A 16,589-nucleotide genomic window follows, 5' to 3' on the forward strand; every position below is an offset into this window, starting at 1 on the left:
AGCAGGTTAATCCCTGCCGGACATCGGCCATTTAATATCCATGAACAATGGATGATGGTGGTGAAAGACGGCGGACAAGCCGGTGAAAATTTGCTTGCCTTTATTACGTTTATCGACTACGGTTAACGGAAAGGAGGGGCCATGAACGGTGACGAAAGAGAGGAACGCAAGGCGTTACAGCGGGAAATTCTGCTTGGTTTCTGGAAGGTTCATATCCTCCACCACGCGGTGGAGGGGCCGGTGGTGGGCCAGTGGATGCTCAGCGAGTTGCGGCACCATGGCTATGAGGTCAGCCCCGGCACCCTTTACCCACTGCTGCACCGCCTGGAACGGCTGGGCTGGCTGGCCAGCGAGGTTGACCCCGGCGGCGGCCCCAAAGCCCCGCGCCGTTTTCGGACCACCCCGGCCGGCAAGGCTGTGCTGGCCAAGGTTCGCCGGCAGCTACACGAGCTGCTTGAGGAAATCGATTAAAAAAACTTCAAGCCTGATATTTTTCGGAGACAGATTATGCTTTCCCACCTGATCATTGCCGTAGCCGCCCTGGGCGCCTCCACCTTGACCCTCTATTCCGGCTTTGGCCTGGGCACCTTGCTGCTGCCGGTCTTTGCCCTCTTTTACCCGGTGGAAACGGCGGTGGCGGCCACCGCCGTGGTGCATCTGGCCAACAATATCTTTAAAATCGGACTGGTGGGCAAGATGGCCGACCGTTCCTTGGTGCTGGGCTTCGGGCTGCCGGCCCTGCTGGCCGCCTTTGCCGGCGCCGCCCTGCTGGGGCTGGTGGCGGGGCTGGGCACCGTTACCAGCTACCAGCTTGGCGCCCTCGAAGCCACGGTGACCCCCATCAAGCTGCTGATGGGGCTTTTGATTCTGGCCTTTTCCCTGTTCGAGCTGCTGCCGGGCCTGCGGCAAATCCGCTTCGATCGCCGTCACCTGACCATCGGTGGTCTGCTTTCCGGCTTTTTCGGCGGCCTTTCCGGCCACCAGGGAGCGCTGCGCTCGGCCTTTCTGGTCAAGACCGGGGTGGACCGGGAGGCCTTTGTCGGCACCAACGCGGTGATCGCCTTCATGGTGGATGTGGCCCGGCTGCTGACCTACGGCACCATCTTTGTGCTGGCCGGCCGCGCCGCCACCGACATGGTGGCCTGGACCCCGGCCGACGGCTCGCTGGTGTTCACCGGGATTGCCGCCGCCTTTATCGGCGCGGTGGTGGGCAAACGGTTGCTGCCCAAGGTTACCATGGCCACCATCCGCACCCTGACCGGCACCCTGCTGGTGCTGGTTGCCCTGGGCCTGATTTCCGGTTTAATATAGGATAAACGACCATGAAAACTTATCTGCGGACCCTGACCATCGCCGGCTCCGACTCCGGCGGCGGCGCCGGGATCCAGGCCGATCTTAAAACCTTTGCCGCCCTGGGCTGTTTCGGCATGAGCGCCATCACCGCCATCACCGCCCAGAACACCCGGGCGGTGACCGCCATTCACCCGGTACCGGCGGCCATGGTCGGCGCCCAGATCCGGGCGGTGCTGGATGACATCGGGGTGGACGCGGTCAAGATCGGCATGCTCAACACCCCGGAGGTGATCGTCGAGGTGGCCCAACAACTGACCGTCGGCGGCGAGGGTGGCGGGGGCGGGGCAAAAAACATCGTGCTGGACCCGGTGATGGTGGCCAAAAGCGGCGACAAACTGCTGCAGGACGAGGCCATTGCCGCCCTGCGCCGGCATCTGATCCCCATCAGCACCATCATCACCCCCAACATTCCCGAGGCCGAAGTACTAAGCGGACTGCAGATCGGCAACCGGGAGCAGATGGAGGCCGCCGGACATGCTTTAATGGAACTTGGCGCACAAGCCGTGCTGCTGAAAGGCGGCCACCTGGTCGGCGGCGAGAGTCCCGACTGCCTGGTCACCGCCGGCGGCACCACCCGATGGCTGGAAGGCAAACGTTTTGCCACCCCCAACACCCACGGCACCGGCTGCACCCTCTCTTCGGCCATCGCCGCCGGGCTGGCCCAAGGCCTGAGTTTCACCGAGGCGGTGAGCAAGGCCAAAGAGTATCTGTACCGGGCCATCAGCGCCGGGGCCGACTACCGCCTGGGCCGGGGCCACGGCCCGGTCCACCACTTTTTCGCCCACTGGTCCTGAGCCGGCAGAAACATTTTTTTTAACCACCGAGGCGGTATCCCATTCCGAAAGCGGTAAAGATCAGGGCCGGTTTGCGGGGATCTTCCTCGATTTTTTTGCGCAGGCGGGAGACCAGCACGTCAACCGTCCGGTAATGCCCCTCCCCTTCACTGCGCGCCACGGCCTGCAGAATTCGCTCACGGCTCACCACCCGTCCCCGGGCATCGATCAACATCGCCAGCAGCTTAGACTCACCCAGCGTCAATTCCTCACGCCTGCCGTCAATATTAATCAGCAGGTGGCGGTCCAGGTCTACCTGCCAGGGACCAAGGCGGTAAAGAGCATCTGGATTATCAGGTGTGGAAGGCCGGGCCTCTGCTGGCTGCGGCAAGGCCCGTTTGATTCGGTAAATCAATTCATTGGGGTGAAACGGCTTAACCAGGTAGTCGGCAGCCCCGATCTCAAAGCCGGTCAACCGCTCCTGGGGGTCGCTACGGGCGGTCATCAGCAGAAAGGACACCCCCTGTTGCTGCAACCGGCGCCCGATATCCAAACCGTCACCATCCGGCAGATTGAGATCCAGCACCACTAGGTCAAATTGTCTTTCGCCGACCATCTCTTCCGCCTGCTGCTTATTCCGGGCGCAATCCACCGACCAGCCCTGACGCTCAATAACGCTACGACAAAGGCTCAGCATGGTGAGATCGTCGTCAACCACGAGTATTTGGGGTTTGCTCATATATTCCTTGCCGTGGGAGGAATTTTCGGCCCCGGTGAAAGCCGGCCCGGCCACAGAAACGTTAATCCATTGCAAAAAGCCAGGAACTGTAACATGCTAACGTAAACCCCGTATAAACATCCAAGAAAAACCGCTGCCGATACCCGAAAAAATATTCCTTACAAGCCGGGTCATTCGCCGATTACATCGGGTGTTTTGCTGGCCAGCCATTTGAGCAGCTTGGTCAGGCGCAGTTCCACGTCACGCTCCATGTTGCCGGGCGGCAAATAAAGCGCCAGTTTGAAGGCCGACGAGGTGGGGTGGAAGGAGGCTTCCGCCTCCAGACGGACGATACGCCCGGTAAGGCCGCTGATCAGCACGGTATCGCGCTCCAGGCCGTCGGGGTCCCGCAAGCGCAAGTCCAACTCGCAGGGTTTGAACAACCCCAGGTTCGGATCGAATTTTTCTCCGGCAAAGGCCGCCCCGGTGCGACTTAGATCCAGCAACCGGCCGGGTATCCGCTTGCCCTTGAGGTGAATTTCCGCCACGTGGGCCGGCAGGGCGTAACGTTTGGCCTGGCGCTGGCAAAGGACGTTGAGCGAGGAACGGATCTTCTTTTCCAGCTCGTCGGCGGTGAAGGGCTTGACCATGTACTGGGTCACCCCCAGTTGGATGGCCATGATGATGAAGTCACGATCGGAGTTGGTGCTCATCATCACAAAGGGGATCTCTTTGAGTTCGGAATCGCTGCGCACCGTGTACAACAGCTCTTCACCGTTCATATTCGGCATGTTCCAGTCGGAGATGATGATGTCGATCTTCTTTTCCCGCAGCAGCCGCAGGGCGGCCTTGCCATCCTCGGCCAGCATGACCTCGGCCCCGCCGAAAATCGCCTTCAGCGAACGCCGCACCAGATCGCGTACGGTGACGCTGTCATCTACTACCAGAAAAGTAACTTTGTTCATCTTGCCGGCTCCTTGCTGGCTGCTGGTCGTGATCGTTTGCTTGTTTTTTTAGGGGCGCCGCAGGCCGGGCAGGCCCGCCATTCCGCCTCCAGGGGGTAGCGGCAGTGGCCGCAGAAATCGGGCCGGGCGGTGCCGCAATGGGGGCAGTAAAAGAAGCCGCTGTCATGCTCCCGGCCGCATTGTTCGCAACTCCGCCGCCGGCCGGTGGCCGGCCCCAGCACCCGCAATAGCTCCTCGGTGGTGGTCAGGCCCCGGCGCAGCTTGAGCAGGGCATCCTCGCGCAGGGTGCGCATGCCGCCGGCCCGGGCCGCGCTCAGCAAGTCGGCCTCCCGGCAGTCGCCGGCGGCGATCAGCCGCCGCAGTTCATCGTGGCAAACCAGAAATTCAAAAATTCCCACCCGGCCCAGATAACCGCTTTGGTTGCAGCGCTCGCAGCCGCGGGCGGCGACCACCGGTGCTCCGGCCAGGCTCTCCGGACTGAAGCCCAGCAGTTGCAGGGCGGCCGGGTCCGGCGCCGTTTCGTGGCGGCAGTGGGGGCAGGGCTTGCGGACCAGCCGCTGGGCCACCACCCCCTCCAGGGCCGAAGCGATCAGATAGGGGCGCAGGCCCAGGTCCAGCAGCCGGGTGACGGCGGCCACCGCGTGGTTGGTATGGAGGGTGGTCAGCAGCAGGTGGCCGGTGATGGCCGCCTTGAAGGCGACGTCGGCGGTTTCCCGGTCGCGCATCTCGCCCACCAGCAGCACGTCGGGGTCCTGGCGCAGGGTGGCGCGCAACACCGAGGCGAAGCTCAGGCCGATCTTGTCGCGGACCGGCACTTGGTTGACCTCGTCGAGGAAATACTCCACCGGGTCCTCGATGGTCTGAAAATTGCGGTGCTCGTCCAGCACCGAGTGGAGCAGGGCGTAGAGCAGGGTGGTCTTGCCGCTGCCGGTGGGTCCGGTACAGATCAGCATCCCCTGGGGCTTGCGGACCAGGGTGGCCAGTTTTTCCCGATCCTCCGGCTCAATCCCCAACTGATCCAGGCGGCGGACGGCGGCACTTTTGTCGAGCACCCGCAGCACCGCCTTTTCGCCGTCAATGGTGGGCATGGTGGAGAGCCGGACATCCACCTCCCGCCCGCCGGCCCGGATCGCCAGACGGCCGTCCTGGGGCATCCGGCGCTGGGCGATATCCAGCCCGGCCATGATCTTAAGCCGCGAAAGCACGGCGGGGTGCAGCTTTAGCGGCACCGTCAGCCGGGGCTGGAGCAGACCGTCCAGGCGGTGGCGGACCACCAGGTGCCGGCGGCGCGGCTCCAGGTGAATATCGCTGGCCCCCAGCCGGATCGCTTCGCTCAGCATCGCGTTGACCAATCCCACCACCGACGGGTTTTCGGAAGCGGCCAGCAGTTGCTTGGGGTCGGCGCCATCATCGGCCCCCTCTTCTTCCAGCCCCACCAGGTCGATTTCCCCGCCCTCAACCGACGCCAGGGCCGGTGGAGGGGCGGTGCCGGGCGCCATCCCCTCTGCCGGCAACTCCTCAGGCAACTTCACCGGCAGCTCCTCCGGCAACTCATCCGGCAGTTCCACCGCCCCCCGGATTTCCCCCGCTCCCTGCAACTGCTGCAGCCGCTCCTGCAGCGCCGAACCGGTGGTGATCAGCGGGGTGACCGGCAGACCGGTCAGGGCCGAAATGGCGTCGCATTTGAGAAGATCGGAGGGATCGGCCATGGCGACTAGCAGCCGCTTGTTTTTCAGGCCCACCGGCAGCAGCCGGTTGCGCCGGCACAACTCCCGGGGCAACAGCGCCGCCGCCTCCGGGCTGACCGGGGTGGCGGCCCAGTCGATCACCTCCAGCTTCAGCCGCTGCCGCAGCACCGCCACGATGCCATCCTCGTCGGCCAGGCCGAGGCGCAGCAGGGTATCGTAAAACAGTTCATCCTCCAGCCGCGCCCGGCGGGCCGCCGTCAGTTGTTCGGGAACAAGCACCCCGGCCTGCCGCAGCAGATCGCCCAGCACCCCCATGATCCTCGCCCAGGCGGTTGCGCCCCTTGTCCAGCTTGGCCGCCTGCCGCTCGGCCAGCATCTTCAATTCGCGGTTCTCCCGGCGCAGGCTGTACTGCTCGCGGGCCAGCCTGACGGTGAGGCGCAGATCTTCGTCGTTCCAGGGTTTGGTGATGAACTTGTAAACCGCCCCCTCGTTGACCGCCGCCATGATCGAGTCGATATCGGTATAGCCGGTGAGCATAATCCGGATGGTCTCCGGCCAGCGCACCTTGATCTCTTTGAGCAACTGCACCCCGTCGCGGCCGGGCATCCGGAAATCGGAGATCACCAGTTGCACCGGCTCGGCGGCCATGACCGCCAGGGCCTGATCGGCGTCGGTGGCGGTGAAGATGCGGTAACCATCCTCGCGGAACAAACGCCGGAGCGCCCGCAACACGCTCTCTTCGTCATCGACCAGCAACAGGGTGTACTCACTCATGGGCGCCCCCCTGACCGCTTCCCCCCCGGCCCCCGGTCGAATCACCGCTGTCCTTTTCGCCCCGTACCGGCAGGCGCACCCGGAAGGTGGCGCCAACCCCGGGGGCGCTGCTGGCGGTGACCTCACCGCCGTGCTGCTTGACCACGATGTCGTAGGCAATGCTCAGCCCCAGGCCGGTGCCCTGCCCCACCGCCTTGGTGGTGAAAAACGGCTCAAACAGGCGGGAGAGGTGTTCCGGGGCGATCCCCCGCCCGGTATCGGTGATGGTGACCATGATCGCCCCGTTCTTATGCCAGGTACGAATGGTGATTTTCCCCCGCTTTTCGATGGCCTGGGCGGCATTGATCAGCAGATTCAAAAACACCTGGTTGAGCTGCTGCGGGTGGCACCAGGTGGGGGGCAGCTCGCCGTAGTGTTTGACCACCTCCGCTTTATATTTCAACTCGTTCCAGGCGATGGCCAGGGTTTCCTCCAGGCACCGGTTGATATCGGCGGAGCAGAAACGGGCCTGGTCCACCCGCGAGAAATTTTTCAGATTCTGGACGATCAACTTAACCCGCTCCACCCCTTCCAGGCATTCCCGCAGCAGATCATGGGCGTCACTAAGGACAAAATCGATCTGGTACTGCTGTCTCAACTCCGCCGCCTGGTCGCGCTCCGGAGCGCCAGCCACCCGGTCCAGCAGTTGCTGCTGCTGCTCGAAAAAGGCTTTGGTTTTGCCCAGATATTTGGCCAGGGTGCCCAAATTACTGGTAACAAAACCCACCGGGTTGTTGATCTCGTGGGCCACCCCGGCGGCCAACTGGCCGATAGCGGCCAGTTTTTCCTGCTGCAGCAGGCGGGCGTGGGAGTGTTTCAGCTCTTCGTAAGCCCCGGCCAGTTCCTCATTTTTTCGCTCCAGCCGGCGGGCCGCCGCCAACTGCTGGGTAATCTCCTGGAAGGTGAGCACCCGCCCCCGCAGCTCCCCCTGCTGATCGGTCACCGGGTAGGCGGTACAGCAATAAACCCGCCCGCTTGCCGGGTGGCTAAACTCGCGGCAATGTTTACCGCACTTACCCGCGGCCAGCAGCCCGGCGGCGGCCAGCAACTCGCCGATTTTAAGGCCGATGAGTTGCTGGAAGGGGCGGTCGGCCAGGTTGGCAAAGGCCAGGTTACAGCGCTTGACCACCCCGTCGTTATCGACCTGAACCATCAGGTCGGCCACGCAGTCGATCATCCCTTCCAGGTCCCACTTGGCCCGGCAGATCCGCTCCATGGTCTGCCGGTCGATGGCGGGTTGCGACTCGGATGCCGCCGAAGGCGGATCGGATGAGCCGGAAGAACCGGGGGTACCGGTGGGGTTGGCATTGGTGCCCATGGTATGCTTACGCTCCTTGCCCGGGGTCAGGACGGGTAAAGGTTATTGGCCGGCGCCGTCATGGCGCTGCCGGTGGGCGGGCCAGCCAGCTGGCAGCGGTTGCGGCCGGCCCGTTTGGCTTCATACAGCGCCTGGTCGGCGGCCCCGATCACCTCGGCCACGGTCTTACCGTGGGCGGGGAAACCGGCCACCCCGATGCTGATGGTATTGTGCAACGCCAGCCCGCCGGCACAGTGGAAAGTATGCTCGTCCACCGCCCGGCAGAGGCGGGCGGCGATCTTGTGCCCCGTCTGCGGCCCGTCGGTTACCAGCACGATGAATTCCTCGCCGCCGTAGCGGCAGGCGACATCATCCTGGCGGAGTTGGCGGCGGATCAGCTCCGCCAGTTGGCTCAGCACTTCATCCCCCACCGGGTGGCCGTGGGTGTCGTTGACCCGTTTGAAATGATCCAGGTCCAGCATCAGAACACTGAACGGCCGGTGACGATCCTGCCGATGGGCTTCCACCAGCTTGCGCAGGGCCGTTTCGCAGTAGCGTTTGTTACGCAGGCCGGTGAGGCTGTCGGTGACCGCCAACCGGTAAAGACGGGCATTGGCCAGGGCAACCTCGATCTGCTCGCAGACCGCCGCCAGCAGCTTGCTCTCCCGGCTGCGGAAAGGCTGCTCCGGCGGCCGATGCAGGCAAAGCAGCCCCAGGTTGACATGCTGGGTGACCAGGGGAACCAGGGCGATGGTCCGATCAGGGGAGTAAGCCGGGGTGGCGGCGGGGCTTTGGCGCCAGTGCTCCCAGGCCTGGGCCAGCCAGGCCGGCAATTCGCCGGCCGGCGGCGGCAAGCGGTATTCCCGGTGGAAGCAGCGGCGATCATCGGCCTCCCGCCAAGTGATTTCCGTCAACTCCCCTTCCTGCAACTCCCGCCGCAACAGCAGGGCGACCCGCCCGGCCTGGAAGGTATCCTGTACCAGTTCAAGAATCACCCGCCGCAACCGATCCCATTCAGCCTCTTGGCTCAAGCGGCGGACGAAGGCGTAAAGCTGTTCGGTTTCCCAGTTTTTGTGCCTGATTTCGGCAAAGGAGCGCTTGATGGCCTGACTCATCACATTGAACTGGGTGGCCATATCCTGGATCTCCCCTTCCGCCTCCACCTCCACCCAGTGATTGAAATCACCCCGGCCAACGTGGTTGAACCCTTCCTCCAACCGCCGCAGGGGGCGGTTCAGGTAGCGGCCGACCAGCAGCGACAGCAGCATGGCCACCAGCAGGAAGGTGACGGCACCAGTGAGAATGGTTCGAAACAACACCGTGCGCAGCATGGCATAAACTTCGGCAAATGTGGCGTCATAGAGGAAAACCCCCAGGTTGTCGCCGTCCTCCTGGTGGCAGGAGCGGCACTCGGCGCTGTTTTCCAGCTTGATGATATTGCGCAGCACCGGCCCGGCGGCGGTCTCCAGAAAAATCACGTCCCGCTCCGGCGGCGTCTGCGGCCGGGCGTGACAGACGACACATTCCGCAGCCCGGTGGAAATCAAAACGATGGCCGAGCAGGGTCGGGTCACCGGAGGCCAGCACCCGGCCCTGATTGTTGATGATGCCCACATTGGCCGGTTCCACTAACCGGTACACATCATCCACCGTCCGGCGGATCATCTCCCAATCATTAAGGATCATGGCATGGCGCAGGGCCTGCTCCAGGGTATGGGCCGCCCGCAGGGCCTCTTCCCGGGCGATCTCCCGGTAACGATCCCGCTCGAAGGTCCAGATACCGTAAAGCGACACCCCGATGGAAAGGGCCAGCAGCGCCAGCAAACCGGCCAATAACTTAAAACGGATGGTACGAGTCAAAGCACTCAGGCGCGGAAGTAATCCCATGCTGTAAAAACCTCCCCCAAACAGGTTTTTTCTGCCATTGTCGACGTTTACCCAAATTTTTCGAATTTGGCAGCCGACACCGGCGGGCTGAAATAATAACCCTGAAACATATGGCAGCCGTGCTGCTGCAAAAAGTGTAATTGCTGCTCGTTTTCCACCCCTTCGGCGACGATTTCAAAGCCCAGGGTACGCCCCATGGCGATTATGGTTTCCACGATGGCGGCGTCCTGGGGGTCGTTCTCCAGGTCGCGGATGAAGGCGCGGTCGATCTTGAGCTGTTCCAGCGGCAGTTGCTTGAGTTTGGCCAGCGAAGAATAGCCGGTACCGAAATCATCCATGGCAAACCCCACCCCCAGGGCCCGCAGTTGCTCCATCTTGACGATGGTATCATTAAGATCGGCCAGTACCAGGCTTTCGGTGAGTTCCAGCTTGAGCCGGCGGGGGTCAATGCCGGTGCTGCCAATCACCTCCTCCACCTCGCCGACGAAATTGGGCTGATGGAACTGGCGGGGGCTGACATTTACCGCCAAGCGGAAATTCTCCTGGCCGGGCCGGCCACTCCAGGCGGCCAGTTGGGCACAGGCGGCGTGCAACACCCAACTGCCGATGGGCAGGATCATACCGTTTTCTTCCGCCAGGGGAATAAAGGCCAGCGGTGTGATCAGCCCCCGCTCAGGATGGACCCAGCGCAGCAGGGCCTCGGCCCCCAGCAAACGGCCATGGGCGTCCATCTGGGGCTGGTAGTGCAAGGCAAAATGTTCCTCGTCGATGGCCCGGCGCAGCTCGCGCTCCAACTCTTCCGCCTCTTCCAGGGCCTGCTGCATGGCCGGATCGTGAAAGCGAACGGTGTCCCGTCCGGCCTGCTTGGCCTGGTACATGGCGGTATCGGCGTATTTGAACAGATCTTCGGCCGAAAGCTGGTGGCCGACAAAAAGGGTAACGCCGATACTGGCGCTTAAGTGAAACCGGCAATCGCCCTGACATTCGGAAAACTGGAAGGGTTTGCTCAGGGCCAGGCGAATTTTTTCCGCCACCCGGCCGGCCTGCTTGATGGCGGTGGCGTCGTCGGTGGCCAGGTACTGAAGCAGCACCACGAATTCGTCACCGCCCTGGCGGGAGACGGTGTCATCCTCTCGCACAGTGGCCCGCAAGCGGCGGGCCGCTTCCCGCAGAATCAGATCGCCGGCCTGGTGGCCACGGGTGTCGTTGATGTTTTTGAAACGGTCAAGGTCGAGAAAGAGCAACGCCCCGTGCTGACCGGTACGTTCCGAGGCGGCAAAAGCCTGACCCAGGCGATCCAGCAGCAGCCGGCGGTTGGGCAGGCCAGTTAAAGGATCGTAAAAGGCCAGGCGATAAACCTCTACTTCTTTGCGCTGTTTCTCCTCTTCCATTAATTTCAACTCGGTAATGTCGCGGATGGTCTCCACCGCCGCGTAGATCATCTGCCCATCACCCGGGCGCAGGGGGTAGGCGTTGGTTTCGACGTAGATGGGGTTGCCCTCCTTGTCGCGGTGGGTATGGATGGCGGTGTGGTGGCTGCCGTCCTGGAAGCAGCGGATTACGGCGCAGACGCAACCTTCCTCCTCCAGCCAGCAGGGGCGGGAGTAGCCGTGGGAGATCTCGTAGCAGTGACGACCGATGATCTCCTCGTCCTCGCGGCCGGTCTGGTGACGGTAACCTTGGTTGGCGGAAATAATCCGCATATCCCGGCCGATGACCACCACCGCCTCCCCCAGGCTTTCCAAAATGGCATGGAAAAAATATTCCGACCGACGCAGGCGCTCCTCGGCGCTTTCAATGATCCACTGCAGCTTTTTCTTTTCCCGCACCCGCTCCACGGCGGCGATCAGGGTATCGGTGGGGCAGGGTTTGGTGAGAAAGTCATAGGCCCCTTCGCGCAGACCGGCCACTGCCTTCTCCAGGGTGGCGTAGGCGGTGATCAGGATCACCTCCAGTTCGGGGTGGAGCAACTTCAGTTCACGCAGAACTTCAATCCCGTCTTTCTGGGGCATGACCATATCCACCAGCACCAGGTCGGTGCGATGGGTATTGACATGTTCCCGGGCCTGATCACCGTCGGCCACTCCGGTTACCTGGTAATCGTAGGCGCGGAGCAGTTCCACCAGGCTTTCCCGGTCCAGCCGGCGATCGTCGACCACCAGGATATACAGTTGCTCGTCCAGGGGCGGCAGTTCTTTGCTTGCTGGCTGCATGGTTGTCATGTTGTCCGGTTCCCACCTTGTTTGCTGGTTTTCTCGGCTGTTGACCGGTCATTTTGCCCTGCCGGGGCAAAATGCAGCCGGCAGATGGTGCCCTGGCCGGGGAGGCTGACAAGCTCGATCTCCCCGCCCATGGAGGCCATCATCCGCCGGGCGATATAGAGCCCCAGGCCGGTGCCGGTTTCCGAGGTGGTATAATAGGGCTCGAAAACCTTGGCCAGCTCTGCGGGGGCAATCCCTCGCCCCTGGTCGCTGACGGTGATGTGGTCGGCGCCGATTTCGATCTGTAGCCGCCCACCCTCGGGCATGGCCTCGATGGCGTTCTGGGTAACGTTGAAAAGGACGGTGAGCAAGGCCTGGCGGTCCAGCCGGGGACCATTTTCCAGGCCGGTAAGTCGGGTCTCGATCCCCGCCGCATCCAGGGCGGTGGCCAGCAGGGCAAGCACTTCCGTCGCCGCCTCGCGGGCCTCGACCTGCCGGCAGGAGTCGCGCCGGCGGGTGTAATCGAGCAGAGTCCGGGCCATATCGCTGGCCAGCCGGTTGGCCTCGCCCAACAGTTGCAGGGGTTGGGCGATCTCCTGATCGTCGCCGACTTTAGCGGCCAGCTTACGGCGCAGCACCCCCAGGTAATTGCCGGTGACGTAAAAAGTACTGTTGAGATTGTGCACGATATGGGCCAACATGGAGCCCAAGGCCGCCATCTTGCCGGTGTGCAGCAACCGCTGCTCATCCAGCAGCGGCGCGGGATGATCGGTGACCAGCAGACCGGCCAGGCCGTACCCGCCGTCAAACAGGGCCACCGGCCGTCCCTGACAGCAGTGGTGGCAGCAGAGATAAGTGCTGCCGCCTTCATAAAAGGCCCGGACCGGGCATTCCGCCAGCGGCACTCGACAGGGTTCCAGCAGGTCGCGCAAAAAGCCGTGGCAGGTGGAGGCCTGATCTTGCTCACCCGATTGCCCCAGGATCCGGGCCGCCCGGTTGAGCTGGATCAATTTGAATTCACGGTCGACGAGCAGCACCGGGAGTGGCAGATTCTCCAGAGCGGGGTCGACCTGCTGCGATCTGGTTGTGGTCAAAACGACCTCACTGTTGTTGAAGAAAAATCAATACCCATTCATATTCTTGACATACCACGTCTCATGCCTGGGCGCCTATGTTAAATTGATCCAATTTCCTCATTAACACAATAATGTAAACTGGTTTTAAATAGGCTGATTTTTTTGTTTTCACAAAAGGTTGTTGTTGACAACAGGTATTACGCCACCTCTCATTTCCATCTTGGTGCACATAAAGTGTGATAGGTAAATTGATTACTGGCCTGCTCAGCAGGCTTTTTCCAGCCGAGGCCGAGCGCAAAAAAAATGGTGAGGGAATTTAAACCCGACGGGGAGACGTCGACAGGAATTGCTGGAGCTGCTGCTCCAGCCGGTTGTACTGCTGCTGCAAGTTGCCCAAACAATGGTCCACCTGATCCGGGCTAAAGACCATCGCGGCCTGTTCCAGATCGCGGGCGGCCCGGTTCACGGCCTCGCCGCCCAGGTTGGCGGCCGCCCCGGCCAGGCGGTGGGCCATAAAGGTGCAGGCTTGAAATTCACGGCGGGTTGCGGCCTGGGATAGTTGCTCCACGGTGGCCGAATGTTCAGCCAGAAACACCAGGATCAGTTGTTCGGCCAGGGAGCGGTCGTGATAAAGGCGGTCCAACAGTTGCCGCTCATTAAAAACAAGGAACGAGGCCTTTTGCCGCGGGGAATCCTCACCTGGCCCGTGGGAGCCCTCGGCGGGAGGCAGGGTAAAAGAGCACCAGCGGTGGACCATGGCGGTCAAGTCTTGAGGCTCAATGGGTTTGGCCAGATAATCGTCGAAGCCGGCGGCCAGGTAATGCCGTTGCGCTTCGCCTCCGGCGTGGGCGGTAAGGGCGATCAGCGGTGGCAGCCTGCTCTCACGGGCCCGGGTGCGGAGGGCCCGGACCGTTTGCAGGCCGTCCAGCACCGGCATCTCAATGTCCAACAGCACCAGGTCATAGTTTTCAGCGGCCAGAGCCGCCAGGGCCTGGCGGCCGTCATCCACCGCGTCCACCCGCCAGCCCTGTCGGCTCAGGATGGCTAAAGCCACCTGGCGGTTGACCCTATTATCTTCAGCCAGCAGAATCCGCCTTGGCGCCGACACCGGTGGTGCATCCCCGGGCAGCGGCAAACCTGACGCAACGGTTTCCACCGGGGCTTCCTTGGCCGCGGCAAATGGCAGGACGCAGTGGAAGGTGGCACCTGCACCGGGAGTGCTTTCCACCCTGAGAGACCCTTCCATCAGTTGCGCCAGCCGGCGGCAGATGGCCAGGCCCAGGCCGGTGCCGGCCGGCCGCCGGCGGTCGGCGGCACCAGCCTGCTCGAAGGGGGCAAAGATCTGTTGCTGCAGCTCCGGGGGAACCCCGGGGCCGGTATCGCGAACGCTGAAGCAAATTTCATGCTGCCCGCTGACGGACAACTCCACCTCGCCATGGTCGGTGAATTTAATGGCGTTGCCGAGCAGGTTGAGCAGGATCTGGCGCAGGCGGACGTCATCACCCCGCAGGCGCGGCGGCAGATCGGCGGCCACCTGCTCTTTCAGGGCCAGCCCCTTGGCGGCGGCCTCCGGTTGCAGCAGGGTAAAAATTTCCGCCAGCAGGGCGGGCAGACTGAAATCCCGCGAGACCAGTTCCAGCCGGCCGGCCTCGATTTTGGCCAGATCGAGAATATCGTTGATAATACGCAACAGGGCCTCGCCGCTGGCCTTGATCACCCCGGCGTAATGCCGCTGCTGCTCATCGAGATCGCCTGCCAGCAACAGGGCGGTCATGCCGATAACCCCGTTCATCGGAGTGCGGATTTCATGGCTCATGTGGGCCAGAAAGTCGCTCTTGGCCCGGTTGGCCGCCTCGGCTTCAGCGGCCAGGACAGCGGCCCGGCGGTTGCTGGCCGCCAGTTGGTGGTTGGCCCGGGTCAATTCTTCGTTGCGTTGTTCAAGTTCGGCCTCCGCCTGTTTGCGGCGGCTGATTTCCAGGCAGGTACCCACCAGCCGCAGGGGGGTGCCATCCTCGGCCCGCTGCACCACCCGCCCCCGATCCAGCAGCCAGATCCAGTGGCCTTCCCGGTGGCGTAAGCGGTATTCAGCTTCGAAAGTCGAACTTTCCCCCGTCAGATGCCGGTTAAGGGCGGCCAGCACCCGGCTACGGTCCTCGGGGTGGATTAATCGCCGCCAGGCATCGCCGTCGGCCGCCAGTTCCTGCTGTTGCTGGCCGGTGATGGCCTGCCAATGGCCGTCGTAGGTGATGTGGTCGGCGGCCAGGTGCCAATCCCAGAGCGCCAGATCAGCCCCCGACAGGGCCAATTCCAGCCGCTGCTGGGACTCCCGCAGCCGGTTTTCCAGGGTAACCCGGGTACGGGCCTGGCTGATGGCCCGCGTTAAGGTGCTGATGGTGAGAAAGCTTTTAACCAGAAAATCCTGGGCCCCGGCAGTAAGCACCTGCAGGGCGAAATGGGAGTCATCGCGATCACCGAGAACGATCAGGGGAATGGCACCGGCGGCGGCACGCAACCGGCGTACGGCCCCCAATGCCTCATCTTCGCCGGCCGGGGCCGACAGCAGGATCACCGCCGGTTGCCACCAGCGCAACAGCCGGTCGGCGGCGGCCGGACTCTGCACCTGCCGCGGCAGATAGCGGCATTCGCCGGCGCTCTGCAGCAGGTGCCGGAGCAGGGCCGCTTCGCTGGGCCGATCGGTAACCAGCAGCACCGTGGTCGGTTTCAAGTCCGGAATAGCCATAAATTTAAAGAGCCAAACACGGCACCCTTTTTTGCTTGCGATTCAACGGGCGGTCGGTAATAGTTGGCAACATATCCTATTTTTATCAAATAGTACGTTAAAAAGCGACCGGAAGCAGCCAAAAACGGCCCGTTAAACCGGTAGGTTATCAGCCCTGGTGAACGCTTGTATACCTGAGGGGGGCGGATGAACAACGAGGAAGTCAGGCGCCATATCCAGCGCTTAAAGGAGTTACCGGCCCTGGCGCCGAATCTGAGCCGGATCATCGAGGCCTGCGAAGATCCGGAGATTGATTTTCAACATCTGGCCCAGGTGCTGCAAAGCAGCCCCACCATTACCGCCCGCCTGCTGGGTCTGGCCAATACGGCTTTTTTCGGCCAGGCCGGCAGGGTCCAAACCCTGGAACACGCCACCGCCATCCTGGGGTTACCCATGGTGCGCAACATTGCCACCGGCCTGGCCCTTGCCGGCCCTTTCCAGCTGAAATCGTGCCGACGCTTTGAGTTGCAGCGCTACTGGCTGACTTCCATTCTAGCCGCCTCCATGGGCCGGGAACTGGCCACCGGGGTCGACCCGCAACTGCAAATACCCCGAGACAGCGTATACCTGGCCGGCCTGCTGCACAATTTCGGGTTGCTGGCCTTGGTGCACCTTTTTCCCCAGGAAATGGAACAGGCTTTAGCCACATACTACAAGGCGCCGGAACAGAGGCTTGCTTCTCATCTGCGCCGGGCCCTTGCGATCGACCATTACCAGGCCGGTGCCTGGCTGGGCGGCAAATGGCATCTGCCGCGGGAGTTGCTGCTGGTCATGGAGCATCACCACGACCCCCAGTACCGGCGGGAACAGTGGCCGCTGGTGCTGCTGACCGGTTTCAGCTCGCGCTGGGGGGACGGTGTTCTCAACCAGTTGACCGCCGAAGGGGTAACCTCCGGTTATGACTACGATGATCCCCAGGTGGCCCTGGTGTTCAGGCTGCTGGAGATCGACGGGGAGCAAGCCCGGGCGACCCAGCACCGGATTCTGGCACAACTGCCGGCATACCGGGAAATGGCCGCTGCCTTGAGCGGCTGAAACA

Annotated in this window: 13 protein-coding genes; 4 read left to right on the plus strand and 9 right to left on the minus strand. The window is 62.7% G+C overall.

Translation table 11 applies throughout. The annotated features are described in order from the left end of the window. Positions 1-141 precede the first annotated feature (141 nt). The 3 genes from DAAHT2_RS08220 to thiD are packed head-to-tail and all read left to right on the plus strand — an operon-like array spanning position 142 to position 2,147. Positions 142-471 carry a PadR family transcriptional regulator gene (locus tag DAAHT2_RS08220; protein ID WP_013163835.1) on the plus strand — a complete coding sequence of 110 codons (330 nt, stop codon included), beginning with the start codon at positions 142-144 and terminating at the stop codon, positions 469-471. Positions 472-507: 36 nt separating this feature from the next. After that, positions 508-1,311 (plus strand): TSUP family transporter, encoded by an 804-nt coding sequence (locus tag DAAHT2_RS08225; protein WP_013163836.1) that lies wholly within the window; start codon positions 508-510, stop codon positions 1,309-1,311. Between the two features lie 11 nt (positions 1,312-1,322). Then, positions 1,323-2,147 carry a bifunctional hydroxymethylpyrimidine kinase/phosphomethylpyrimidine kinase gene (gene thiD, locus DAAHT2_RS08230; RefSeq protein ID WP_013163837.1) on the plus strand — a complete coding sequence of 275 codons (825 nt, stop codon included), beginning with the start codon at positions 1,323-1,325 and terminating at the stop codon, positions 2,145-2,147. A 19-nt stretch (positions 2,148-2,166) separates the two neighbouring features. On the opposite strand, the gene DAAHT2_RS08235 is transcribed toward thiD, so the two are convergent. From DAAHT2_RS08235 to DAAHT2_RS13915, 9 genes are all read right to left on the minus strand, one after another. Then, positions 2,167-2,865 carry a response regulator transcription factor gene (locus tag DAAHT2_RS08235; protein ID WP_013163838.1) on the minus strand — a complete coding sequence of 233 codons (699 nt, stop codon included), beginning with the start codon at positions 2,863-2,865 and terminating at the stop codon, positions 2,167-2,169. A 170-nt stretch (positions 2,866-3,035) separates the two neighbouring features. Then, entirely contained in the window at positions 3,036-3,809 is a 774-nt protein-coding gene (locus DAAHT2_RS08240) for a response regulator (protein WP_013163839.1), read from the minus strand. Next, entirely contained in the window at positions 3,806-5,812 is a 2,007-nt protein-coding gene (locus DAAHT2_RS08245) for an ATPase, T2SS/T4P/T4SS family (RefSeq protein ID WP_049824380.1), read from the minus strand. The genes DAAHT2_RS08240 and DAAHT2_RS08245 overlap by 4 nt, the downstream gene beginning before the upstream one ends. Then, positions 5,724-6,272, minus strand: a complete 549-nt coding sequence (locus DAAHT2_RS13910; RefSeq protein WP_049824381.1) for a response regulator — start codon at positions 6,270-6,272, stop codon at positions 5,724-5,726. Before DAAHT2_RS13910 ends, DAAHT2_RS08245 begins: the two co-directional genes overlap by 89 nt. Further along, positions 6,265-7,629 carry an ATP-binding protein gene (locus tag DAAHT2_RS08250; protein WP_013163840.1) on the minus strand — a complete coding sequence of 455 codons (1,365 nt, stop codon included), beginning with the start codon at positions 7,627-7,629 and terminating at the stop codon, positions 6,265-6,267. The genes DAAHT2_RS13910 and DAAHT2_RS08250 overlap by 8 nt, the downstream gene beginning before the upstream one ends. 26 nt (positions 7,630-7,655) lie before the next feature. Then, positions 7,656-9,494, minus strand: a complete 1,839-nt coding sequence (locus tag DAAHT2_RS08255) for a sensor domain-containing diguanylate cyclase (protein WP_013163841.1) — start codon at positions 9,492-9,494, stop codon at positions 7,656-7,658. Positions 9,495-9,541: 47 nt separating this feature from the next. Next, positions 9,542-11,716, minus strand: a complete 2,175-nt coding sequence (locus DAAHT2_RS08260; RefSeq protein ID WP_013163842.1) for a putative bifunctional diguanylate cyclase/phosphodiesterase — start codon at positions 11,714-11,716, stop codon at positions 9,542-9,544. Then, a complete protein-coding gene (locus DAAHT2_RS08265; protein WP_013163843.1) occupies positions 11,713-12,789 on the minus strand; it encodes a sensor histidine kinase in 1,077 nt (358 codons plus the stop codon). Before DAAHT2_RS08265 ends, DAAHT2_RS08260 begins: the two co-directional genes overlap by 4 nt. Before the next feature lie 298 nt (positions 12,790-13,087). Beyond that, a complete protein-coding gene (locus tag DAAHT2_RS13915; protein WP_013163844.1) occupies positions 13,088-15,511 on the minus strand; it encodes a response regulator in 2,424 nt (807 codons plus the stop codon). Positions 15,512-15,697: 186 nt separating this feature from the next. On the opposite strand from DAAHT2_RS13915, the gene DAAHT2_RS08275 reads away from it, so the two are divergent. After that, positions 15,698-16,585 carry an HDOD domain-containing protein gene (locus DAAHT2_RS08275; RefSeq protein ID WP_013163845.1) on the plus strand — a complete coding sequence of 296 codons (888 nt, stop codon included), beginning with the start codon at positions 15,698-15,700 and terminating at the stop codon, positions 16,583-16,585. Positions 16,586-16,589 lie beyond the last annotated feature (4 nt).

Source organism: Desulfurivibrio alkaliphilus AHT 2 (assembly GCF_000092205.1).
In the GTDB taxonomy this organism is placed as follows: Bacteria; Desulfobacterota; Desulfobulbia; order Desulfobulbales; family Desulfurivibrionaceae; genus Desulfurivibrio; species Desulfurivibrio alkaliphilus.